Origin of the sequence: Variovorax sp. V15, assembly GCF_041154425.1 — a bacterium.
Lineage (GTDB): Bacteria > Pseudomonadota > Gammaproteobacteria > Burkholderiales > Burkholderiaceae_C > Variovorax > Variovorax guangxiensis.
Genome location: NZ_AP028659.1, coordinates 4,774,283 through 4,795,412 on the forward strand (window position 1 = coordinate 4,774,283; position 21,130 = coordinate 4,795,412).

Genomic DNA, 21,130 nt, shown 5'->3' on the forward strand with positions numbered 1-21,130 from the left:
GCTGCCAGGGCCGAGCACTTTCTACAGGAGACTTCGAATGAACACGGAATCCGGCAACACGCTCGCGCAGGTCGCGCAGCAACTTCAGGCCCTTCAGCGCCGCGTCGACCAGCTGGAGAGCGTGGAGGCGATCCGCGCCCTTCGTGCGCGCTACCACACGCTGGTCAACGAGGACCAGGGCCCGCGCCTGTACGAACTGTTCGCGCCGGACGCCAGCATCATCTACAACGGCCGACCCGAGGTGTCCGGACGCGAGGCCATCCGCACCTTCTTCGAGAACTTCCCCGTGCAATACGCGCGGCAGTTCATCCACCAGCACGAGGTGAGCGTCGACGGCGACACGGGCACCGGCCAGTCCTACCTCGACGGCCGCCCGGTGCACGGCGGCAAGAGCTTCTACGTGGTGGGCCGCTTCGACGACGCCTACGTGCGCATCGACGGCCGGTGGTACTTCAAGAAGGTGGTACTCACGGTCCACTACATGATCGAGGCGGCGGAGCACTGGGAGACCCTGCTGCCAATGAAGAAGAAGGCGGAGGCCGCATGAGCATCGCTTCGCTTTTCGACCTCACCGGGCGCAGCGTGCTGGTCACCGGCGCCGCCAGCGGCCTCGGCCTGGCATACGCCGAGACCATGCTGGAGGCCGGCGCACGCACGCTCATGACCGACATGGATGCGCAGGCGCTGGACACCGAGGTGCAGCGCCTGAAATCGCGCTATCCGCTCGTTGAAGGCGCGACGCTGGACGTGGCCGACGCCACGGCCGTTGACGCGCTGGTGGACAGCATGGCTGCGCGCCACGGCGCCATCGACTGCGTGTTCGCGAACGCGGGCATCAGCGCGGGACGCGGCTTCATCGTGGAGGCGGGCCAGCTGGAGAACATCGACCTCGCGCACTGGGACAAGGTCCTGCGCATCAACCTCGACGGCGTGCTGCACACCGTGCGCGCCGCGGCGCGGCACATGAAGCCGCGCCGGGAGGGACGCATCGTCGTGACCACGTCGATCGCGGGCCTGCGCTCCGAGTCACTCTCGGGCTACGCCTACGTCACCTCGAAGGCGGCGGCGAACAACCTGGTGAGGCAGGCCGCCATGGAGCTGGCGCCGCACAACGTGCTGGTGAACGCCATCGCGCCCGGCCCCTTCGCCACCAACATCAACGGCGGGCGCCTGCGCCTTCCCGAATCCGCCGAGCGGATGCGCACCCACATTCCCCTCGGCCGCGTGGCCCAGGCCGACGAGATCAAGGGACTGGCCCTGCTGCTGGCCTCGCCTTCTTCCAGCTACATGACCGGGGCGATCATTCCCGTCGATGGCGGCGCCTCGGCGCGGTAGCGAGGGTGCAGGACTGCTGCTTCGACCCAGGGCTGCCTCGCGCGACGCATCGCGCCGTATCGCGCCGCATCGCGCCAAAGGGGGGCGCGCGAACTGGTCGCCGTCCGTGCCGACCGCAGCAGTTCCTGCCGGCGGGCCGGACGATCAGCTAAGGCAGAGCGGCGTCGGCCAGGGCGAACATGGTTCGCACGGGCTTCATGAAATGGGGCCGCACGCGAGCGCTCCAGCTCGTCTCGCGGACCGCCAGCCATTCGGCGGAGGCCGTGGTCCGGTCCGAGACGAGGTCGTAGCACGCCAGCGACTCCTGCTCGTCGTCGTTGTTCCAGAAGCGCTGGGCGCGTATGCAGCCCGGCACCGCGGCCAGCGCGGGCAGGTGCTCCTGGTCGTACCAGCGCTGCAGCTCGATGCCCCAGCCGGGTTCGGGTTTCATCTCGACGACGTAGTGAGAGCGCGCCGACGAGTCCGCGCTGGCACCGGCGATGTCGTGCATCAGCGTCAGGCGGGAGGCCGCCACCCGTGTGCCGGGACAGACCTTGCTCGCCTCCCTGGCGAGCTCGATCAGGCAGTGCCTCGACAGCGCCGTGCGGTGGGGCAATCCCAGGTAGACGTACGAGAGCTGCAGCGCCTGCGAATGAACATGCCGGACGATGCGGCCACCGATTCCCTTCCAGCAAGGCCAGGTCGCCACTCCCTCGCCGAACCCAGCTGGAGCCGAGAGCGGGCCATGGCATCGCAGGAGTACGACGTCGGTTGGAATCCGGCCAGTTGTCGACATGTGCACCTCGGATGGAACCGCGTGGCGTCGGAGCCGCGGCTCAGGTTGGAAACCGGTACAGGGCCTGGGGGTTGTGCACGAGCAACTGCTCCAGGTGCCTCGCATCCGGCGCGATACGGCCCAGCGCATCCACGAGCACGCCGTCGTCGGGAATGTGGGTGTGGTTGGGATGCGGCCAGTCTGTGCCCCACACGCAGCGCTCGGGAAAGCGCTCCACCAGGATGCGGGCCAGCGCCTCGCCATGGGCATAGCGCTCGGCCGGCGGTGCATGCGCGTCGACGCGATCGATGCCGCTGACCTTCACGTGGAAACGCGGGTTCTCCAGCAGTTTCAGCAGCGCCTGGAAGTCGGAAGCATCCGGCCCGCGCGTGGCATCCACGCGCCCCATGTGGTCGATCACCACCTGAACCTGGCTGCGCTGCAGCGGCGCGGAGAGTTCGTGGACCAGCTCGCTCTCGAAGTGCACCTGCAGATGCATGCCGACCGCCGCCAGACGCGGCGTCAGCGCGAGCACCGCCTCGACGCCCGCGGTGGTCGCGATGTGCCGCATGAAGTTGAAGCGCACGCCGCGCATGCCCGCTTGCGCCAGGCGCTGGAGTTCGGCATCGGGCACGTCGGCCTCGACCAGGGCGATGCCGAGATAGCGGCCCTGCCCCGCCGCGATGGCGTCCTCGACCACGCGGTTGTCGGTGCCGTGCGTGATCGACTGCACGATCACGCAGCGCTCGATGCCCAGGGCGCGATGCAGCGCGAACAGCGTCTCCTTGGGCGCTTCCAGCGGCGTGGCCGGGCGGCCTGGCGCATAAGGAAAGCGCGCGGTCGGCCCGAAGACGTGCACATGGCTGTCGCAGGCCCCGGGTGGCAGGCGCAGGCTCGGTTGCGAGGGCCGCTCCAGATAGGTCCTCGCGGGAACGCCGGCCTCGGTGGTTGCATCTGTCATGGCGGTGTCTAGTGCGAAATGTTCAGCGCCACGAGGAATCGCGACACCATGTTGTAGGCCGCCACGGTGGCGACCACTTCGACCACGGCCGAAGGCTCGAAGCGCGCGTTCAGGCGGTCCATCAGTTCGGTGGGCACCTTGACATCGCGCGTCATCCGATCGGTCAGCGCCAGCAGCAGAAGCTCATCCTGCGTGAAGACCCCTTCAAAGGCGCCTGCGGGATCGGGCGCGCGCAGCGCATCGATCTTCTCCTGCGCGAATCCAGCCTTCAGCGCATGCGGCACATGCGCCTCGAACTCGAAGGCCGCCTCGTTGAGCACGGCGACGCGCAGGATGATCATCTCGCGCAGGTCGGCCGGCACCGATGTCCGGTTGCGCACGGCCGTCAGCATCGACTCCCAGCCACTGGCGATGCTCGGGCTGTTGAGCAGCACCTGGTAGAGCAGCGAGATCCGGCCGCGCTCCGAGAGGATGCGGGCCTCGATGCCGGCGAGCTCGGGAACCGTGCCCGGCACCACCAGCGGAACGCGGATGTGGCTCGTGCTCATCATTCGGCCTTGATGTTGCGTGACTTGATCAATGCGGCCCACTTGGCCGTGTCGGCCTTCAGCAGCGCTGCAAGCTCCTGCGGCGTGGATGTCTTCGGCTCGGCGCCACCACGCAGCAGCCGGGCGCTGACATCGGGGTTGGCGATCGCGCTGCGCACGGCCTTGTTGAGCTCCTGCACCACCGCAGGCGGCGTCTTCGCCGAGACGAACAGCGCATACCAGTTGTTCGTGTCCACGGCCTTGATGCCCTGCTCGTCGAAGGTCTTGACCTGCGGCAGCGACGGATGGCGCTTTCCCGCCGCGATACCGATCGCCTTGAGCCGGCCGCCCTGCACGTGCGGCATGATCGCCGCGACGTCGGCGAACACGCCCTTGACCTGACCGCCCATCAGGTCCGTGAAAGCCGGTGCCATGCCCTTGTACGGCACATGCAGGAAGCGTGCGCCGGTGGCTTCCTCGAGCTGAATCAGGGCCAGATGGGGAATGCTGCCGGACCCCGAAGAGGCCATCGGCGTGGACTCCTTGCTGGCCTTGGCCGTCTTCACGAACTCCGCGGCATCCGCTGCAGGATCCTTCGCGCCGACCACGAGCACTTCCACATTGTTCGCCACGAGCGAGACCGGCGCGAAGTCGCGCTGGGTGTCGTAGGGCGACTTCTCGACCAGCGAGGGATTGATGGCGGCCGCGCCCACGCTGGTGATCCAGATCGTGCTGCCGTCCGCTTCGGAGCGCACGGTTTCCAATGCACCGAGCGCGCCGTTGGCGCCGGGCTTGTTGTCGACGATGACCGGGCGCTTGAGCTCGCGCCCGAGCTGCTCGGCCAGCGTGCGCGCCACGAAGTCGACCGGGCCGCCCGGGCTGAACGAGGTGACGATGCGGACCGGCTTCCCGCCGGCCTGCGCGAATGCGGCAGATGCCAGCGAAAGCATCGCGGCCGCGGCCAGGACTTGTCTTCTCTTCATTGCTTGTCTCCTTGCTTGCCTTGCGGGCCGCTCAGTCGCAGCGCGCCGTCATGCCGCCGTCCACGACCAGTTCGGTGCCGGTCACGAAGCGGGCTTCGTCGCTCGCGAGGTAGAGCGCCGCGCTCGCCGTGTCGCGGCCGTCGCCCATGAAGCCCAGCGGGATGCGCTTGACGCGCGAGGCCAGCAGCGCTTCGATGTCGCCACCGGTGCGCTGCCTGGCCAGGCGTGCCTCGACCATCGGGGTGTGCAGCTGTCCCGGCACCACCGTGTTGACGCGCACCCCGTCGGCCGCATGCTGGACCGCCACCACGCGCGACAGATGGATCACGCCGGCCTTGCTGGCCGCATAGGCCACCTGCGCGCTGCCGGTCCAGCGCAGGCCCGAGGTCGAGGCCACGTTGACGATGGCGCCGCGCTTGCGCTCGATCATGTGCGGCAGCACGTGCTTGCAGGTGAGGAACACGCTCTTGAGGTTGACGTCGATCTGCGTGTCCCAGGCCTCCTCGCTGAGCTGCACCGGGCCGCCCGCGGCCGAGCCGCCGACGTTGTTGATCAGGATGTCGGGCGCGCCATAGGTCTCGATGCAGGCCTCGACCATCGCTTGCACGCTCGCGGAGCTGGTCACGTCGCAGATGCAGGTGGTGATGGATGCCGCGGCGCTGCCAGCGAGCGACAGGGTCTCGGCCAGGCGCTCGGCGTCGCGGTCGACCGCGAGCACCCTGGCGCCCTCCTCCGCGAGCCGCACGGCCATCGCGCGACCGTTGCCCCAGCCTGCGCCCACGCAGCCCGCGCCGGTCACGATCGCGACCTTCGATTCGAATCTCTTCATCGTTGCTCCTCGAGCCCGGCTTCCCCGGGAAAACCTTGAGTCTGGGCCGAACGCAAGCAAAGTTAAATCGAATGAGGCCTATATCAGATATGTCTTTGCGCTATGGATCTCAAACAGCTCGAGTACTTCGTCGTCGTGGTCGAGAAAGGCAGCTTCAGCCGCGCCGCGGCCGCCCTGAACCTGGCGCAACCGAGCATCAGCCGACAGGTCGCATTGCTTGAACAGGAGCTCGGCCAGCGCCTGCTGGAACGCACCGGCCGCGGCGTCACACCGACGCAGGCGGGCCATGCGCTGCAAGCCCATGCCCGCGTCATGCTCAACGCAGCCGCGCAGGCCCTGTTCGAGATCAAGGAGATGAGCGACGAGCCCGCCGGCAAGGTGGTGGTAGGGCTGCCGAACCGGGTAGCCAGCGGCCTGTGCGTGCCGCTCGTGCGGGAGTTCCGCGAACGGCTGCCCAATGCGATGCTGTCGGTGGTGGAAGGGCTGAGCCTCTCGCTGCGCGAGGGCTTGCTGGCCGGGCGCATCGACGTCGGCGTGCTCTTCGACCCTCCGCCAACGCCGTTGCTGAGCTACGAGCCCCTGATGCGCGAGCGGCTGCTGCTCGTCACGCCAGAAGGCTATCGGCTGCCCGAGCGCGTCTCGCTGGCATCCCTTGCCGATTTCCCGCTGATCCTGCCCGCCGTGCCGAACCCCATCCGAAGCCTGGTCGACGCGGTGATGCTGCCGCGCAAGATCAACCTGAACATCGTGGCCGAAGTGGGTGCCGTGCACACGGCGCTGACGGTGGTCGAGGAAGGAATGGCCTGCTCCATCCTGCCCGAGAGCGCGCTCAATCTCAGCGCGCGCCGCGCGAAGGTGCGGGCAGCCCCCATCGGGCCTCCGGCCATGTGGAACAGCCTGGTGCTGGCAATGCCGACCGCGCGGCCCGCCAGCCGCCTCATCCAGGAGACCGCGAGGCTGCTGCGGGCGCTGGACTTTCGCGCGTATCGGCCGGCGGCGCCGATGCCAGCCGGCGAAGAGTGAATCTCAGAAGTCGATACGGATGCCCGCATCCTTCACCGCCTTGCCGATCTTGGCGAGGTCGTCCGCGATCAGCTGCCTGAACTGCGCCGGGCTGGACTTCACGGGTATGAAGGAGAGCTCGGCGAACTTGGCCTTCAGTGAAGGCGCATCGACTGCCTTGGCGATCTCGCTGTTGAGCCGGTTCGCGATGTCCGCGGGAAGGTCCGCGGGGCCCCAGATGCCGTACCACGACAGCAGCTCGAAGCCGGGCATGCCCGCCTCGGACAGCGTCGGCACATCCGGCATGGACGGAACACGCACCTTGCTGGTCACCGCAAGCGGACGCAGGCGTCCTCCCTGCACGAAGGGCGCGACGCCGGGCATCGGCGAGATCGCGGCCGAGACGTGGCCGCCGATCACGTCGGTCAGCTGCGGCACGGCGCCCTTGTAGGCAACGATCTCCATCTGCAGGCCCAGTGCGCGGTTGACCATCTCCTCGCTCAGGTGGCTGGTGGTGCCGAGCCCGGAGGTCGCCCAGGTGTACTTGTTCGGATTGGCCTTGGCCAGCCGCACGAACTCGCCCATGGTCTTGGCCGGCACGTCGTTGTTGACGGCGACGATCAGCGGCACGTAGCCGATCTGCCCCACGGGGGTGAAGTCGCGCTGCGCGTCGTAGGTCTTCTTCGCGACGACCAGCGGCAGGTAGGCCTGGCTCGATGCGTTGAACAGCAGCGTGTAGCCGTCGGGCTTGGCTTTCTTCACATGCATCGCCCCCACGAAGCCCGAGGCGCCCGGCGCGTTGTCGATCACGATGGGTTGTCCGAGCTGTCGCTGCAGCTGGTCCGCCACGAGGCGCCCGACGGTGTCGATCGAGCCGCCCGGCGTGTAGGGAATGACCATTCTTATCGGCTTGTTCGGATAGCCCTGCGCATGAGCGAAGGCGCCCACGAGCAGCGCCGCGCCGGCGAGCGCCAGCTTCAGGCCGGAAAGGCTGGATTTCTTGACCATGTTGTCTCCTGGTGTATTGATGTGATTCGAGTGACGCCGCCATGGCTGAGCCGGCCGCCTCGTTGCGCTATGCGCCAGCGCGCGAGCCGTAGACGCGCTGCGCAAACGCTGCGATCGCGTCGGCCATCGCGCGAGGCTGTTCCGGCGCCATCGCGTGGCCCGCGCCACGGACCACCTGCACCGTGACCCGGTCGCCCAGGTAGGGCTTCATCACGCCGGGAATCACCACCGCGTCGTGCTCGGCCTGCAGATCGAGGATGGGCACGTGCTGGCCCGCGGAGAAGTAGTCGTCGACCGGCGTCACGCGCCGGGCGTGGCTTTGCGCCTCGTGCGCCTCGGCACTCCAGCCGTCCAGCCAGACGCGCGGGTCATGGCCCGGGGCGAAGAAGGCGCGCCGCAGGCAGTCGATGCGCTGCGCTTCGGACAGGCTCGGGTCGCCCGCGCCGTCGATCGCATCGCGCAGGCGGCCGTACGGCTTCTCCTGCGACCCGGGCGGCAGCTTTCCCGCCGATGCGGCTGCCATCACCACGCCGCGCACGAGGTCCGGGCGGTCCGCGGCCAGCGTGCGTGCTGGCTGGCTGCCCCATGCGTGACCCACCACCACGAGCGGGCCGGTGCACTCGTGGTCCAGCACTGCCGCCACGTCGGCAGCGAAGTCGTGCATGTCCAGCGACTGCATCGGCCCCTGGCTGCGGCCGATGCCGCGCGGCTCCGGACGCAGCACTCGAAAGCCCTCGCGAGCCAGCATGGCCGCGACCTCGTCGTAGTCGCGCCCGGACCGCGCGAGCGAAGGAAGGATGCAGATCGCGGGCCCCTCGCCTTCGTCGGCGTACTCGATGCGGATCTGCGCACCGTCGCGCGCCGAGGGATAGGTGATCAGCTTGCGCGATACGGGGGCATGCGTCGCGGCCTGTGCGGTTGAATCTTTCGTCTCCATGCCTGGAGTCTTTCAGGGGCCGACATCAAGGGTAAGCACATGGCTCCTATAGCAGATATGTTTTTCTGCTATCTAGCCGTGCAATGGCGAAGAAAGTCTGCGGGCCACCGCGTCGCCCCCGCCGTCTGGGTCTCGTGCGTGGAAATCGAGCGCGCAGGCGCGACGGTTCTCCGCGCTGCATGCCTGCAGGCGCGGACCGTCGATACCGAACGCGCGAAGGCGGTGTCGTACGCTGGCAGCCCCTCAGGCCGTCAGCCCCTGCAGCCCATCGGCCTTGTCGAGCGACCAGATGTTGCGCAGCAGGGCCTGCGCACGCTCGGCGCCGATCACCGGCGCAGCGAGCTCCAGGAATTTGTCGTCGAGCTCCGCGTCCGACAGCGGCAGCTCGGGGTCGCCCTTGCGGTCAGGCTGCAGCCAGGCGTGGCGCTGGCCATCGTTCGTCTCGATCTCGACGCGGGCCGAACGCCGGCCCGGGAAGGCCGCGTCGATCTCCGGTTCGACCACGGCCGTGATGCGCGCCATCATGGCGCGCACGTCGGCATCGGCCAGCCGCTCGGGCGTGTAGGCCGCAAGGCGGACGCTGCCGTGCACGAGCGCGGTCGCCACCACGAAGCGCATGCTGAAGCGGGCCTCGTTCTCGGTGCGCGGATCCTCGTAGCAGGCGATGTCCAGCGCCGGGCCGTAGGTGGCCACGTGGACGCGGCGGATGTCCGCGGCCCGCAGACCGTGCCGGCGCGCCAGCTCCAGGGCCCCGTCGATGGCCGCGAAGGTGTGGCCGCATCCGATGTGGTTCTTGAAGGTCAGCCGCTTGATGTGGAAGTCGCGCCCGAGCGTGTCGCCCACCGCCGACCAGTCGGGGCCGTCGCTCATGGCGCGGCCGAAGCCTGCCTCGCCGTCGAGCACGTCGAGCGAACCGGTCACGCCCTGCGCGGCCAGCTGCGCGGCGAGCAGGCCGCCTTCGGCGGCCCGGCCCGCATGCAGCGGCTTGGACATCGAATCCATTCGGAAGGCCTGCTGCAGCCCCGCCGCGAAGGTTGCGGCCGTGGCGAGCGCATGGGCGAAGGGCGCGCCGTGCAGCCCGAGGAGGCCGGCGGCGGATGCAGCCGCGCCGAAGGTGCCCACCGTGCCGGTGTTGTGCCAATAGCGATAGTGGGCCCGCCCCATCGCCACGCCGATGCGGGTGGAGACCTCGTAGCCGAGCACCACGCCACGCAGGAAGTCCAGCCCGCTGGCGCCGCGCTCCTGAGCGATGGCGAGCGCCGCCGCCACGGTGGCCGCGCCCGGGTGGTACATGGCGTCGCGGAAGCTGTCGTCCACCTCGGCCGCATGGGCCGCGGTGCCGTTGAGCAGCGCGGCTGCGCGGGCGGGTATAGGGCGCCCGTCGGGCAGGCGTGCACGGCCGCGGCCGATGTCGTCGGCCAGCAGCGTGCGAAGCTGCGGCATCGGTGCGACGTCGAGCCCCGGGAACAGCGCGGCATGCCAGTCGATCACCGCGCGCTTGGCGTGGTGAAGCACCTCGTCGTCGAGCCGGGCCTGGCGGAATTCGGTGGCGTAACGGGCGAATGTCTCGGTGGCGTGCATGGGTTTCCGATCGGTTCGAGAAAAGAAAAAAGGTAAGCAGCGGCGAACCCTGCCGGCGCGCCGCTCAGGCCAGCACCACCACCCCATCGGCGGCACGCACGCCCTGCCCCTGCGGCAGCACGAAGACGGGGTTGATCTCGGCCTCGACCAGGCGCTCGCCGAACTGCGCCGCCATGACCGAGAAGGCGACGATCGCGTCGACCAGCGCCTCGACGTCGGCCTTCGGCCGGCCGCGGAAGCCGTCGAGCAGCGGCCAGGTCTTGAGGTCCTGCGCCATCGACAGCGCCTCGGCGCGGCTCAGCGGCTTCAGGCTCTGCCCGTGTTGTGCGTCCTGCGCCAGCAGGCGCATGGTGGTGTCCTTGAAGAGCTCGGCCGTCACGCCGCCCATGCCCAGCAGGATGGCCGTGCCCAGTGCGTCGCGGTGCATGCCCAGGATCAGCTCCGTGCCGCCCGCCACCATCTCCTGCACCAGGAAGCGCTGCGCATCCGTGCCGGTGCGGCTCTTCACCTCGGCCGCCATGCGGCCGATGCGCTCGCCGATGGTGTCGGCGCCCAGGCCGACGGCGACGCCGCCCACGTCGCTCTTGTGCGTGATCTGCGACGACAGGATCTTGAGCACCACTCGCCCGCCAAGCTCGCGCGCGGCGGCTTCGGCCTCGGCGGGCGACGCGACCACGCGTTCCGCGGCGCAGGGCACGCCGAAACGCGAGAACAGCTGCTTGGCCTGCGCCTCGTCGAGCGAGCCGGATGGCAGGTCGCCGGCCTCGACCAGCGGCGGTGCCGCCTCGTCTTGGGCAGGCGCCACGAAGCGCTGTACGCGCAGCATCCCGGCCAGCGCAGCCGTGCAGCTCTCGGCGGCGGTGAAGGCCGGCACGCCGCGGCGCGTGAGCAGCGCGCCCACTTCAGGCGCATGCGGGCTCACATAGGCCATCACCGGCTTGTCGGAGTTGGGCAGGCATTCCCGGATGGCACCGGCCAGCAGCTCGGGCATTGCGAGGCTGGAGGAGCCGACGATGATCACCAGCGCGTCGTAGCTCGGGCTCGCCAGCAGCGCATTGATGGCACCGCGCAGCAGGTCGGGGCGCAGGCCCGCGAGCGTCACGTCGATGGGGTTTCGGTCGAGCACGGCTTCGCTGCCGGTCTGCAGCGCGCGCAGCGCATCGGCGGTGGCCGCGTCGGGCGCGGGCGTGTCGAAGCCTGCCACGCCCAGGTCGTCGGACACCAGCGTGCCGGCGCCGCCGGTGGAGGTGAGGATCGCGACGCGCGCGCCGCGCAGCTTGCGGCCGGTGCACAGCGCTGCCGGAATGTCGAGCAGGTCGGAGAAGCTCTGCGCGCGGATCACGCCGACCTGCCTGAACAGCGCGTCGTACATGCTGTCGGCGCCGGCCATCGCGCCGGTGTGCGACACGGCGGCCTTCGCGCCCGCCTCGGAGCGGCCGATCTTGAAGGCCACCACCGGCTTGCCCATGCGCGCGGCCTTCAGGCAGGCGGCGCGGAATCTTGCCGGGTCGCGCACGGTCTCGACGTACAGCGCGATCACCTTGGTGGCCGGATCTTCGGCGAGGTGATCGATGAAATCGGCCAGCTCCAGGTCGACCTCGTTGCTGGTGGAGATCAGCTTCGACAGGCCGATGCCGCGCGCCGCGGCGCGCGACAGCAGCGAGCCCAGGATGCCCCCGCTCTGCGAGACCACGCCGATGCCGCCGGCCTGGAACTCGTCCATCTCCAGCGCACCCGACGGCGACAGCACGATGTTGTCGGTGAGGTTGACGAGCCCGATGGTGTTCGGCCCCAGGATGCGCATCGCACCGGCAGCCTCCACCAGCTGCTGCTGGCGACGCGCGCCCTCCTCGCCGGTCTCTGTGTAGCCGCTGGCCAGCACGATGGCGGCGGCGCAGCCGCGCTGCGAGAGTTCCTTCACAGCCATGTGGGCGCGCTCGGCGCCCAGCAGCACGACTGCGACGTCGGGCACCTCGGGCAGCGAAGCGATGTCGGGGTAGCACGGCAGCTCGCCGATGCGCTCGACCTTCGGGTTCACCGGCATGATGCGCCCCGCGAAGCCGTGCTTCTGCAGGTAGGCCACCGGCCGGCCCGTGGTCTTCTTCGGATCGGCCGAGGCGCCGATGACGGCGACGCTGCGCGGGGAGAGCAGTTTGGCGATGGCTTCGTTCATGGCCTCACTCCTTCGAAGCCGTCTTGGCCAGGAAGGCCTCCACCGACGCGCGGTGCTCGCTGCTGGTGTAGCAGATGCCCTGGGCCTGGCTGCCCTGCGCGAACACGTCGTGCGAGGAGAGCTCGAAGCTCTGGTTGAGGATGGTCTTCGTCAGCGCCAGCGCGGTGGAAGACGCGGACGACAGCTCGCGCGCCCACGCCTGCGCGTCGGCCAGGAGCGTTTCGGCACTCGCCTTGCGATCGACGATGCCCAGCGCGAGGGCTTCGTCCACCTTGACCTGGCGGCCGGTGAAGATCAGTTCCTTGGCCTTGGGCAGGCCCACGCGGCGCGGCAGGAAGTACATGCCGCCGCCGTCGGGAATGATGCCGCGCAGCACATAGCTCCAGGTGAAGCTGGCCCACTCGCTGGCGATGACGAAGTCGCATGCCATCGCGGTGTCGGCGCCCAGCCCCGAGGCAGCGCCGTTGACGGCCGCGATCACCGGCTTGGGCATGGTGTGCAGCAGGGCCTGCACGTGGTGCACGCGCTGCTGGCGGTGCCAGCCGTTGAAGCCGACCTCCCCCGCCGGCGCGTTCATGCGCTTTTGCATCCCGCTGATGTCGCCGCCCGCGCAGAAGCCCTTGCCCGCTCCGGTGAGCACCATCGCCCGGATGCCCTTGTCGGCGGTCACGCGCTCCAGCACGTCGATGAACTCGGTGCGCATGTCGTCGCTCATGGCGTTGCGCTTGTCCGGGCGGTTGAATGTCACGGTCGCGATGGCGTCCGTCACCTGATAGTCGATGAGGGTGTGGGTCATGTTCTTCTTCCTGGGGGCTGGCCGGTGGCTGCCGTTCAATCGGCCTTGATGCCGTTTTCCTTGATCACGCGCGCCCAGCGTTCTTCCTCGGCCCGCACGTAGGTGTCGAGTTCCGCCGGCGGGCCGGCATTGATGACGAGGCCTTCGTGCTCGATCTTTCGCACGAAGTCGGGCGCGCGCGCCGCCTTGCGGGCCGCGGCGTTGAGCCGGTCGATGACTGCCGCCGGCGTGCCGGCGGGCACGTACAGGCCGTACCAGCTCTCCACCACATAGCCCGGCACGCTGGCGGCGATGGCCGGCACGCCCTTGAACGCGGGTGAAGGCTGCGCCGTGGTCACGCCGAGCGCGCGCAGCTTGCCGCTGTCGACGAAGGTGGACACCGCCGCGGCGGTGGCGAACATCATGTCGACCTGGCCGCCGAGCAGGTCGGTGAGCGCCGGACCGGCGCCGCGGTAGGGAATATGCGAGAGCTTGACCTTCGCGAGGTTGGCGAACATCTCGCCGGCCAAGTGGGCGGAGGTGCCCGCGCCCTGCGACGCGAAGGTCAGCTTGGCCGGATTGGCCTTGGCTGCGGCGACCAGGTCGGCCACCGACTTGTAGGGGCTGTCGGGCCGCACCACCAGCACGTTGGGGCCGCGCCCGATGAGGATGACCGGCGCGAAAGCCTTGTTGCTGCCGTACGGAAGCTTGGGCTGCAGCGCCGGGTTGACGGCATGGGCGAACGAGGCGACCACCACGCTGTAGCCGTCCGGCGCGCTCTTGGCCACGTTGTCGGTGCCGATCAGCGTTCCGGCGCCCGGCTTGTTGTCGACGATCACGGGCTGGCCGAGATCCTTGGACATTTCGACGCCCAAAGTGCGGGCGATGATGTCGGTACCCCCGCCGGGAGCGAACGGCACCACGAAGCGGATGGGCTTGTCGGGGTAGGCGGCGAATGCCGTGCCGAAGGCGAAGAAAGCAGTGAAGCCGAGGAAGAGAAGGAAAAGCGCGCGCATCCTGCGCAAGCCATGAGCAGTCATGATCTGATGTCTCCAGAACCAAGTAGTGAATCCCTGGTGATCGCGGACGTTCTTGGCTACGCCGCAAGTGGGTGCACGGACTTTAGGAGGAAGCACTCCGGTTCGGGGGATGCAATTCCACTGCTTGGAATTTCCCTGCGATGATCCAGGCTCTTCTCTCATCCAGTGCCATGACTGATCAAGCCCGCTTCTTCCTCGATCACAAGCCAGGACGGTCGCCCGCGAACCGCTCGCTGGAGCGGGGCGTGGAGATTCTTCGCGCGTTCCGCCCCGGCTCGGAGCTGCTGGGCAACGGCGAACTGGCCGAGCGCACGGGCCTGTCCAAGGCCACGGTGAGCAGGCTCACGCAAACCCTGGTCGGCAGCGGGATGCTGCAGCTCGACAAGGCCGAGCGTGCGTATCGGCTGGCGCCCGCGGTCCTGAGCCTCTCCCATGCGATGCGCACCGCATCGCGCGTGCTGCAGGCAGCGGCTCCGCGCATGCTCGAGTTGGCCCGGCAGCGCCATATCAACGTGGGGCTGGCGGCACCCGACCGGGACGAGATGGTCTACCTGGAGTCGATTCGCTACGCCAGGCGCGCCGCGCTTCGCCACGTGGTTTCCGGCCAGCGCGTGCCGATGGAGCTCACCTCGCTGGGACGCGCATACCTGGCCGCACTCACGCCGCAGCACCGGACCCAGCTCATGCAGCTTCTTTCAAAACGACGCGTCAAGTGGAAAGGCATCGAGTCCGAGATCAGGAAAGCGTGCACCGACGTCCGCGCGCGAGGCTTCTGCGCCGCGGCGTGGCAGCCCGAGGTGGTTGCGCTGGCTACACCGCTGGAGGTGGAAGGCAGCATCTACGTGTTGAATATCAGCCTTTCGACACAGGAGTCGATCGAAGCAATCGCGCAGGACCTCGGACCGTCGCTGCTCGCCCTGGCGCAGGCTGTACGCCACGAACTCGCGGTGCGAGAGCCCAGGTCCGAGTGAACTGACCATTCGTGGACTGAGCTATCCCGGATCGATTCGGAACAATCGGGAAAGCAGATAGAAACATGGGTGCGCAACGGCTGTTTGCGCTGGTCGGAATGACCAATACCCTGAGGACTCCGCCGGGTGCCACTGGGGTGCCAGCAGGCGATTTCCCAATGAAAAAGGGCGTTCACCGATTTCAGTGAACGCCCTCGGACGTCATGTTGGTGGAGCTGGGGGGATTTGAACCCCCGTCCGCAAGCCTTCATCGCGCAGTTCTACATGTTTAGTGATCTGTTTTGAATCTCGCTTCCGGAGTCGCGCAGTCACACGCTAAACCGGACGCCAGCACCCTATTTTCTCGCCCCGACCCAAGGTACCCGGATCGGAGCCAGCCCATGTAGTTATCCTTGCAGCCGGGAGGTCAGGATTGCTCCAGACCCCCTTGCCCAGCCCATCGGCCAACTGTTGCAAGGCTCACTGGCAATTAAGCAGCGAGTGCGAAACGTTCGTCGTTTGCAGTTAGTTTGTTTGAATCTGTTTTACGAGCGCATTCAGCTCGACATGCCCCGCTGCGACTCCGAACCCACGTCGAAACCAGTGCAGCCCCAAGGAAAGCGTATTTTAGGCGCTATCGAGCAACTTCAAGAGCTCGAGGGGTGAAGTTATCGAAGCATCGGCTTCCCAGAGAGTCGAATCGGCCTGGGTGCCCATGTAGCCGTATGTCGCAGCGACCGTGCGCATGCCCGCTGCACGGCCCGCGATGATGTCGCGCTCGTCGTCGCCCACGTAGATGCACGATTCGGAAGGCACCCCGAGCCGACGCGCCGCCTCATGCAGGGGCTCGGGATGCGGCTTGGCGAACGGCGTGGTGTCGCCGCTCACCACGGCGCCCGCGCTCCCGAAGAGCGGAATGGCCCGCGTCAGCGGATCGGTGAAGCGCATCGACTTGTTGGTGACGACACCCCACAGGAGCCCGCGCTCGCGCAGTGCCTCGATCAGCGCCTGGATGCCGTCGAACACCCGGGTATTGAGCAGCATGCGGCGCTCATAGGCCACGAAGAACTCTTCGCGCAACCCGGGGAACTCCGGCGACTCCGGCGTGATGCCGAACGCCACACCAAGCATGCCGCGCGCGCCCGCCCCGGCCATGGGACGGTAGCGCTCCAGCGGAAGAGAGTCGAGGCCGCGATCGGTGCGCATCTTGTCGGCAGCGGCCCCCAGGTCGGGGGCGCTGTCGATCAACGTGCCGTCGAGGTCGAACAGCACGGCCTTTGTGTCGACGCCCATCATCCTCGCGGTCCCGGCTTCTGCGTGGCGAACATGTAGTTGACGCTCGTGTCGTCGCTGAGCCAGTAGCGCCGGGTCAGGGGGTTGTGCTCCAGCCCGCGGGTGTGCCGCAGATCGAGGCCGGCCGCACGGCAGTAGCCGGCCAGTTCGCTGGGCCGGATCAGTTTTGCATATTCATGAGTACCACGCGGCAGCATGCCGAGCACGTACTCCGCGCCCACGATCGCCAGCATGAAGGCCTTCAGGTTGCGGTTGATCGTCGAGAAGAACACCCATCCGCCCGGTTTCACAAGAGAGGCGCAGGCCTGGATCACCGAGGCCGGCTGCGGCACATGCTCGAGCATTTCCATGCAGGTGACGACGTCGAAACTCCCGGGCTGTTCCGCAGCCAGTGCTTCGGCGCTGATCTCGCGGTACTTCACGCCCTTGGTGCCGGCCTCGAGGGCGTGCAGCTGCGCCACCTTGAGCGCCCTGCCTGCGAGGTCGATTCCCAGGACCTCGGCGCCCTTGCGGGCCATCGAATCGGCCAGAATGCCGCCGCCGCAACCAATATCCAGTACGCGACGTTGCGAAATTGAAGCAATACCGTCAATCCATTCCAAGCGCAATGGATTGATTTCGTGCAGCGGGCGAAATTCGCTTTCCAAATCCCACCAGCGGTGAGCGAGCTCTGAAAACTTGGCCAGTTCGGCCGGATCCGCATTCAGGTTTTCTGTCATGAAGCGATTATGAAACGAGCGATGTCCGTTAAACATCGGTCAGCCTTTACCGAAGATCAATCGCGAATTCGGCGGCCATAAAAAAACCCCGCCGAAGCGGGGTTTCATTGTCGATGGGAATCGATCGATTAGTTGGCGCGGGTGCCGACCACTTCGATTTCCACGCGACGGTTCTTGGCGCGGCCTTCCTTGGTGCGGTTGTCAGCCACAGGCTGCTTCTTGCCCTTGCCTTCGGTGTAGACGCGATTGCGTTCGATGCCCTTCGAGACCAGGAAGGCCTTGACGGCTTCGGCGCGGCGCACCGACAGACGCTGGTTGTAGGCGTCGGTACCGATCGAGTCGGTGTGGCCGACAGCGATGATGACTTCCAGGTTGACGCCACGGATCTTCTCGACCAGGTCGGTCAGCTTGGCGCGGCCTTCGGGCTTCAGAACCGACTTGTCGAAGTCGAAGAAGGCGTCAGCAGCGAAGGTCACCTTCGAAGCTGCGACTTGTGCAGCGGGCGGGGGGGTCGGGGCGCCGGGGGTGGGAGCCACGGCAGCGGGAGCCGCAGGAACCAGAGCACCGTCGCAACCGGCGGCAGCCGTAGCAGGCGTCCAGTTGGCATCGCGCCAGCACAGTTCATTCGTGCCGTTCTTCCAAACCAGTTCGCCGGTGCCGTTTTGCCAGTTGTCGATCGTAGGACCGCCGTCCGCAGCGGTGACACGGGTCTGCGCGCCGGCGGCAGTGGCGAGCGCAGCGACTGCAAACATCATCGCCACTTTATTCAGTTTCTTCATGGTTCTCCTCTTGGGGAAAAAGCCGCAGCCGCGCTGCGAATCAAGGACGCTTTAAGTGACCACCACCCAAAACGTTGAGGCGATTGTGCCATAGGGTCTTTGGCAAACAGCCCGCAGGACGGCCCGGAAGCGTAGGACGGAGGCGGAATAGGCGCCTTGTGTTGCGGCGGTGCGACACCCCTCACAGCGTAAAATTTCGCCTTCCTGCCGCCAGCCCCTTGCTCATGACCTCGTTCGCAAAAGAAACCCTGCCCATCAGTCTCGAAGAGGAAATGCGCAGCAGCTATCTCGATTACGCCATGAGCGTGATCGTGGGCCGAGCGCTTCCCGATGCCCGTGACGGCCTCAAGCCGGTGCACCGCCGCGTGCTCTACGCGATGCACGAGCTCAACAACGACTGGAACCGCCCGTACAAGAAGTCCGCCCGTATCGTCGGCGACGTGATCGGTAAGTACCACCCGCACGGCGACCAGTCGGTCTACGACACCATCGTGCGCCTGGCCCAGGACTTCTCGATGCGCCACATGCTGGTCGACGGCCAGGGCAACTTCGGGTCCGTCGATGGAGACAACGCGGCCGCAATGCGGTATACGGAAATCCGGCTGGCCAAAATTGCGCACGAAATGCTGGCCGATATCGACAAGGAAACCGTCGACTTCCAGGACAATTACGACGGCTCCGAAAAAGAGCCCAAGGTGTTGCCGAGCCAGCTGCCGAATTTGCTGGTCAACGGCTCCGGCGGTATTGCGGTCGGCATGGCCACGAATATCCCGCCGCACAACCTGAACGAGGTCGTGGACGCCTGCCTGTACCTGCTGCGCAACCCGCAGGCCAGCATCGACGAGCTGATGGAGATCGTTCCCGCCCCCGACTTCCCCACCGCCGGCATCATCTACGGCATCAACGGCGTGAAGGACGGCTACCGCACCGGCCGCGGCAAGGTCGTGATGCGCGCCAAGTGCCACTTCGAGGATATCGACCGCGGCCAGCGCCAGGCAATCATCGTCGACGAGCTCCCCTACCAGGTCAACAAGAAGACGCTGCAGGAGCGCATGGCCGAGCTGGTGCACGAGAAGAAGATCGAGGGCATCAGCCACATCCAGGACGAGTCCGACAAGTCGGGCATGCGCCTGGTCATCGAGCTCAAGCGAGGCGAAGTGCCCGAGGTGGTGCTCAACAACCTCTACAAGCAGACCCAGCTGCAGGACACCTTCGGCATCAACATGGTCGCGCTGGTCGACGGCCAGCCGAAGCTGTGCAACCTGAAGGACCTGATCGAGGTCTTCCTGCAGCACCGCCGCGAGGTGGTCACCCGCCGCACGGTCTTCAACCTGCGCAAGGCCCGCGAGCGCGGCCACGTGCTCGAAGGCCTGGCGGTGGCGCTGGCGAACATCGACGAGTTCATCCGCATCATCCGCGAGTCGCCAACGCCGCCCGTGGCCAAGGCCGAACTCATGACGCGCAGCTGGGACAGCAAGCTGGTGCGCGAGATGCTCACGCGCACGCGCGCCGACGGCGGCGTGGTCAATGCCGACGACTACCGCCCCGAGGGCCTCGAGCGCGAGTTCGGCATGGGCAACGATGGCCTCTACCGCCTGTCGGAAACGCAGGCCCAGGAAATCCTGCAGATGCGCCTGCAGCGCCTGACCGGCCTCGAGCAGGACAAGATCGTCGCCGAGTACAAGGAAGTCATGGCCGAGATCGACGACCTGCTCGACATCCTGGCCAAGCCCGAGCGCGTCTCGACCATCATCGGCGATGAACTCGGCACCCTCAAGCAGGAGTTCGGCCAGTCGAAGATCGGTGCGCGCCGCAGCCAGGTGGAGCACAGCGCCTACGACCTCTCGACCGAAGACCTGATCACGCCGACAGACATGGTGGTCACGCTCTCTCACAGCGGCTACATCAAGAGCCAGCCGCTGGGCGAGTACCGAGCGCAGAAGCGCGGCGGCCGCGGCAAGCAGGCCACCACCACCAAGGATGACGACTGGATCGACCAGCTCTTCATCGCCAACACGCACGACTACATCCTGTGCTTCTCCAACCGCGGCCGGCTCTACTGGCTCAAGGTGTGGGAAGTGCCGGCGGGTTCGCGCGGCTCGCGCGGGCGCCCGATCGTCAACATGTTCCCGCTGCAGGAAGGCGAGAAGATCAACGTCGCCCTGGCGCTGACCGGCGACAAGCGCAACTTCCCGGCCGACCAGTACGTGTTCATGGCCACCTCGATGGGCACGGTAAAGAAGACCGCGCTCGACGAGTTCAGCAACCCGCGCAAGGGCGGCATCATCGCCGTGAACCTCGACGAGGGCGACTACCTGATCGGCGCCGCGCTCACCGACGGCAAGCACGACGTGATGCTCTTCAGCGACGGCGGCAAGGCCGTGCGCTTCGACGAGGAAGACGTCCGCCCGCTGGGCCGCAATGCCCGTGGCGTGCGCGGCATGTCGCTCGAGGCCGGACAGGGCGTGATCGCGATGCTGGTGGCCGAGGACGAGCAGCAGAGCGTGCTCACAGCCACCGAAAATGGTTACGGAAAGCGAACAAGCATTACCGAATACACCCGCCATGGCCGGGGAACCAAGGGCATGATCGCGATTCAACAGAGTGAGCGCAATGGCAAGGTCGTTGCCGCCACTCTCGTGCATGCGGATGATGAGATCATGCTCATCACCGACAAGGGCGTGCTGGTGCGCACCCGGGTGGCCGAGATTCGTGAAATGGGTCGCGCGACGCAAGGCGTTACGCTGATCGGTCTCGACGAAGGCGCCAAACTCAGCGGGCTACAACGTATCGTCGAAAACGACGCGAACGGCGAAACCGAGCCTGACGCAGACGATACTTCCTCATCTTCAACGGAGAATCCTCAGTGAAAAAAATCAAACTCGCACTTCTGACGGTCGCCCTGGCAAGCAGCTCGATGGCCGCCATGGCCCAGGACAAGGCCACGCTCATCAAGCAGTTCATCGACATCCAGCGCCCCGGCATCGAATCGCTGGCTCGTGGCCTGGTCGAGCAATCGAGCGCCCCGATCGCACAGGCGGGTTCGCAGTACCTGCAGACGCAGGTGCCTGAAGCCAAGCGCGAAGCAGCCGCCAAGGCAGCCGACGCCGAGCTGAAGAAGTACTTCGACGAGACCTACCCCATCGTGCGCGACAAGGCCGTGCAGCTGGCACCGGGCGCCTTGACCCCGCTGATGGAGCAGAACTTCAGCGAAGACGAACTGAAGCAGCTGCTGGCCTGGATCAACTCGCCGTTGAGCAAGAAGTACCAGGAACTGAACCCCAAGATGCAGACCGCCCTGACGGAAAAGCTCGTGTCCGAAACGCGCTCTTCGGTCGAGCCCAAGATGCAGGCGCTCGACACCGCCGTCGCCAAGGCACTCGGCGCCCCCACCGACGGTGGCGCAGCCCCCGCCAAGGCACCTGCCAAGGCCCCAGCCAAGAAGTAAGAGAAACGTGACCCAGCAGCAGACGCCGGCCGGCAA

At 67.1% G+C, this 21,130-nt stretch carries 20 protein-coding genes and 1 other RNA gene; 6 read left to right on the forward strand and 15 right to left on the reverse strand.

Annotated features, from left to right (window positions below):
- Positions 1 to 37 precede the first annotated feature (37 nt).
- Together ACAM57_RS22675 and ACAM57_RS22680 are read left to right on the forward strand one after the other, a co-directional pair.
- Entirely contained in the window at positions 38 to 547 is a 510-nt protein-coding gene (locus ACAM57_RS22675; protein ID WP_369659028.1) for a nuclear transport factor 2 family protein, read from the forward strand.
- Entirely contained in the window at positions 544 to 1,335 is a 792-nt protein-coding gene (locus ACAM57_RS22680) for an SDR family NAD(P)-dependent oxidoreductase (RefSeq protein WP_369659029.1), read from the forward strand. The genes ACAM57_RS22675 and ACAM57_RS22680 overlap by 4 nt, the downstream gene beginning before the upstream one ends.
- A gap of 148 nt (positions 1,336 to 1,483) precedes the next feature.
- On the opposite strand, the gene ACAM57_RS22685 is transcribed toward ACAM57_RS22680, so the two are convergent.
- From ACAM57_RS22685 to ACAM57_RS22705, 5 genes are all read right to left on the reverse strand, one after another.
- Positions 1,484 to 2,023 (reverse strand): hypothetical protein, encoded by a 540-nt coding sequence (locus ACAM57_RS22685; RefSeq protein ID WP_369659030.1) that lies wholly within the window; start codon positions 2,021 to 2,023, stop codon positions 1,484 to 1,486.
- 127 nt (positions 2,024 to 2,150) lie between these two features.
- On the reverse strand, positions 2,151 to 3,050 hold the full coding sequence (locus ACAM57_RS22690) for an amidohydrolase (RefSeq protein ID WP_369659031.1): 900 nt from the start codon (positions 3,048 to 3,050) through the stop codon (positions 2,151 to 2,153).
- Positions 3,051 to 3,058: 8 nt separating this feature from the next.
- Positions 3,059 to 3,598 carry a carboxymuconolactone decarboxylase family protein gene (locus ACAM57_RS22695; RefSeq protein WP_184635819.1) on the reverse strand — a complete coding sequence of 180 codons (540 nt, stop codon included), beginning with the start codon at positions 3,596 to 3,598 and terminating at the stop codon, positions 3,059 to 3,061.
- Positions 3,598 to 4,560 (reverse strand): Bug family tripartite tricarboxylate transporter substrate binding protein, encoded by a 963-nt coding sequence (locus tag ACAM57_RS22700; RefSeq protein WP_369659032.1) that lies wholly within the window; start codon positions 4,558 to 4,560, stop codon positions 3,598 to 3,600. Before ACAM57_RS22700 ends, ACAM57_RS22695 begins: the two co-directional genes overlap by 1 nt.
- A gap of 31 nt (positions 4,561 to 4,591) precedes the next feature.
- Positions 4,592 to 5,389, reverse strand: coding sequence for an SDR family NAD(P)-dependent oxidoreductase (locus ACAM57_RS22705; RefSeq protein WP_369659033.1), 798 nt, complete (start codon positions 5,387 to 5,389; stop codon positions 4,592 to 4,594).
- A 102-nt stretch (positions 5,390 to 5,491) separates the two neighbouring features.
- Between ACAM57_RS22705 and ACAM57_RS22710 the strand changes: the two genes are divergently transcribed.
- Positions 5,492 to 6,412 (forward strand): LysR substrate-binding domain-containing protein, encoded by a 921-nt coding sequence (locus ACAM57_RS22710; RefSeq protein WP_369659034.1) that lies wholly within the window; start codon positions 5,492 to 5,494, stop codon positions 6,410 to 6,412.
- Positions 6,413 to 6,415: 3 nt separating this feature from the next.
- Here ACAM57_RS22710 and ACAM57_RS22715 read toward each other — a convergent pair whose 3' ends face one another.
- From ACAM57_RS22715 to ACAM57_RS22740, 6 genes are all read right to left on the reverse strand, one after another.
- Positions 6,416 to 7,399, reverse strand: coding sequence for a Bug family tripartite tricarboxylate transporter substrate binding protein (locus ACAM57_RS22715; protein WP_369659035.1), 984 nt, complete (start codon positions 7,397 to 7,399; stop codon positions 6,416 to 6,418).
- Between the two features lie 67 nt (positions 7,400 to 7,466).
- Positions 7,467 to 8,336, reverse strand: a complete 870-nt coding sequence (locus ACAM57_RS22720; RefSeq protein ID WP_369659036.1) for an alpha/beta fold hydrolase — start codon at positions 8,334 to 8,336, stop codon at positions 7,467 to 7,469.
- 243 nt (positions 8,337 to 8,579) lie between these two features.
- On the reverse strand, positions 8,580 to 9,917 hold the full coding sequence (locus ACAM57_RS22725) for an MmgE/PrpD family protein (RefSeq protein WP_369659037.1): 1,338 nt from the start codon (positions 9,915 to 9,917) through the stop codon (positions 8,580 to 8,582).
- 64 nt (positions 9,918 to 9,981) lie between these two features.
- Positions 9,982 to 12,090, reverse strand: a complete 2,109-nt coding sequence (locus ACAM57_RS22730) for an acetate--CoA ligase family protein (RefSeq protein ID WP_369659038.1) — start codon at positions 12,088 to 12,090, stop codon at positions 9,982 to 9,984.
- Between the two features lie 4 nt (positions 12,091 to 12,094).
- A complete protein-coding gene (locus ACAM57_RS22735; RefSeq protein ID WP_369659039.1) occupies positions 12,095 to 12,886 on the reverse strand; it encodes an enoyl-CoA hydratase/isomerase family protein in 792 nt (263 codons plus the stop codon).
- Positions 12,887 to 12,921: 35 nt separating this feature from the next.
- Positions 12,922 to 13,881, reverse strand: a complete 960-nt coding sequence (locus ACAM57_RS22740; protein WP_126024641.1) for a tripartite tricarboxylate transporter substrate binding protein — start codon at positions 13,879 to 13,881, stop codon at positions 12,922 to 12,924.
- 194 nt (positions 13,882 to 14,075) lie between these two features.
- Here ACAM57_RS22740 and ACAM57_RS22745 point away from each other — a divergent pair, with 194 nt between their 5' ends.
- Positions 14,076 to 14,876 carry an IclR family transcriptional regulator gene (locus tag ACAM57_RS22745; protein WP_369659040.1) on the forward strand — a complete coding sequence of 267 codons (801 nt, stop codon included), beginning with the start codon at positions 14,076 to 14,078 and terminating at the stop codon, positions 14,874 to 14,876.
- A gap of 207 nt (positions 14,877 to 15,083) precedes the next feature.
- Here the strand turns inward: ACAM57_RS22745 and ssrA are convergent.
- The 4 genes from ssrA to ompA form a co-directional block, all read right to left on the reverse strand.
- Positions 15,084 to 15,468, reverse strand: a transfer-messenger RNA (tmRNA) gene (gene ssrA, locus ACAM57_RS22750).
- 14 nt (positions 15,469 to 15,482) lie between these two features.
- Positions 15,483 to 16,148 (reverse strand): HAD family hydrolase, encoded by a 666-nt coding sequence (locus ACAM57_RS22755; RefSeq protein WP_369662466.1) that lies wholly within the window; start codon positions 16,146 to 16,148, stop codon positions 15,483 to 15,485.
- The gene (gene ubiG, locus ACAM57_RS22760; RefSeq protein WP_369659041.1) at positions 16,148 to 16,867 is read right to left on the reverse strand and encodes a bifunctional 2-polyprenyl-6-hydroxyphenol methylase/3-demethylubiquinol 3-O-methyltransferase UbiG; all 720 of its coding nucleotides are present in this window, start codon (positions 16,865 to 16,867) and stop codon (positions 16,148 to 16,150) included. The genes ACAM57_RS22755 and ubiG overlap by 1 nt, the downstream gene beginning before the upstream one ends.
- Before the next feature lie 128 nt (positions 16,868 to 16,995).
- Positions 16,996 to 17,646, reverse strand: a complete 651-nt coding sequence (gene ompA / locus ACAM57_RS22765) for an outer membrane protein OmpA (protein WP_126022922.1) — start codon at positions 17,644 to 17,646, stop codon at positions 16,996 to 16,998.
- A 224-nt stretch (positions 17,647 to 17,870) separates the two neighbouring features.
- Here ompA and gyrA point away from each other — a divergent pair, with 224 nt between their 5' ends.
- Both gyrA and ACAM57_RS22775 read left to right on the forward strand, forming a co-directional pair.
- Positions 17,871 to 20,516 carry a DNA gyrase subunit A gene (gene gyrA / locus ACAM57_RS22770; protein ID WP_184635797.1) on the forward strand — a complete coding sequence of 882 codons (2,646 nt, stop codon included), beginning with the start codon at positions 17,871 to 17,873 and terminating at the stop codon, positions 20,514 to 20,516.
- A complete protein-coding gene (locus ACAM57_RS22775; protein ID WP_126022920.1) occupies positions 20,513 to 21,094 on the forward strand; it encodes a DUF2059 domain-containing protein in 582 nt (193 codons plus the stop codon). The genes gyrA and ACAM57_RS22775 overlap by 4 nt, the downstream gene beginning before the upstream one ends.
- Positions 21,095 to 21,130 lie beyond the last annotated feature (36 nt).

Coding starts and splice junctions, on each gene's coding strand:
- ACAM57_RS22730 (WP_369659038.1), bottom strand. CDS start 12,090: ATGAACGAAGCCATCGCCAAACTGCTCTCCCCGCGCAGCGTCGCCGTC.
- ACAM57_RS22755 (WP_369662466.1), bottom strand. CDS start 16,148: ATGGGCGTCGACACAAAGGCCGTGCTGTTCGACCTCGACGGCACGTTG.
- ubiG (WP_369659041.1), bottom strand. CDS start 16,867: ATGACAGAAAACCTGAATGCGGATCCGGCCGAACTGGCCAAGTTTTCA.
- ACAM57_RS22680 (WP_369659029.1), top strand. CDS start 544: ATGAGCATCGCTTCGCTTTTCGACCTCACCGGGCGCAGCGTGCTGGTC.
- ompA (WP_126022922.1), bottom strand. CDS start 17,646: ATGAAGAAACTGAATAAAGTGGCGATGATGTTTGCAGTCGCTGCGCTC.
- ACAM57_RS22695 (WP_184635819.1), bottom strand. CDS start 3,598: ATGAGCACGAGCCACATCCGCGTTCCGCTGGTGGTGCCGGGCACGGTT.
- ACAM57_RS22675 (WP_369659028.1), top strand. CDS start 38: ATGAACACGGAATCCGGCAACACGCTCGCGCAGGTCGCGCAGCAACTT.
- ACAM57_RS22710 (WP_369659034.1), top strand. CDS start 5,492: ATGGATCTCAAACAGCTCGAGTACTTCGTCGTCGTGGTCGAGAAAGGC.
- ACAM57_RS22700 (WP_369659032.1), bottom strand. CDS start 4,560: ATGAAGAGAAGACAAGTCCTGGCCGCGGCCGCGATGCTTTCGCTGGCA.
- ACAM57_RS22720 (WP_369659036.1), bottom strand. CDS start 8,336: ATGGAGACGAAAGATTCAACCGCACAGGCCGCGACGCATGCCCCCGTA.
- ACAM57_RS22715 (WP_369659035.1), bottom strand. CDS start 7,399: ATGGTCAAGAAATCCAGCCTTTCCGGCCTGAAGCTGGCGCTCGCCGGC.
- ACAM57_RS22690 (WP_369659031.1), bottom strand. CDS start 3,050: ATGACAGATGCAACCACCGAGGCCGGCGTTCCCGCGAGGACCTATCTG.
- ACAM57_RS22745 (WP_369659040.1), top strand. CDS start 14,076: ATGACTGATCAAGCCCGCTTCTTCCTCGATCACAAGCCAGGACGGTCG.
- ACAM57_RS22740 (WP_126024641.1), bottom strand. CDS start 13,881: ATGCGCGCGCTTTTCCTTCTCTTCCTCGGCTTCACTGCTTTCTTCGCC.
- gyrA (WP_184635797.1), top strand. CDS start 17,871: ATGACCTCGTTCGCAAAAGAAACCCTGCCCATCAGTCTCGAAGAGGAA.
- ACAM57_RS22705 (WP_369659033.1), bottom strand. CDS start 5,389: ATGAAGAGATTCGAATCGAAGGTCGCGATCGTGACCGGCGCGGGCTGC.
- ACAM57_RS22735 (WP_369659039.1), bottom strand. CDS start 12,886: ATGACCCACACCCTCATCGACTATCAGGTGACGGACGCCATCGCGACC.
- ACAM57_RS22725 (WP_369659037.1), bottom strand. CDS start 9,917: ATGCACGCCACCGAGACATTCGCCCGTTACGCCACCGAATTCCGCCAG.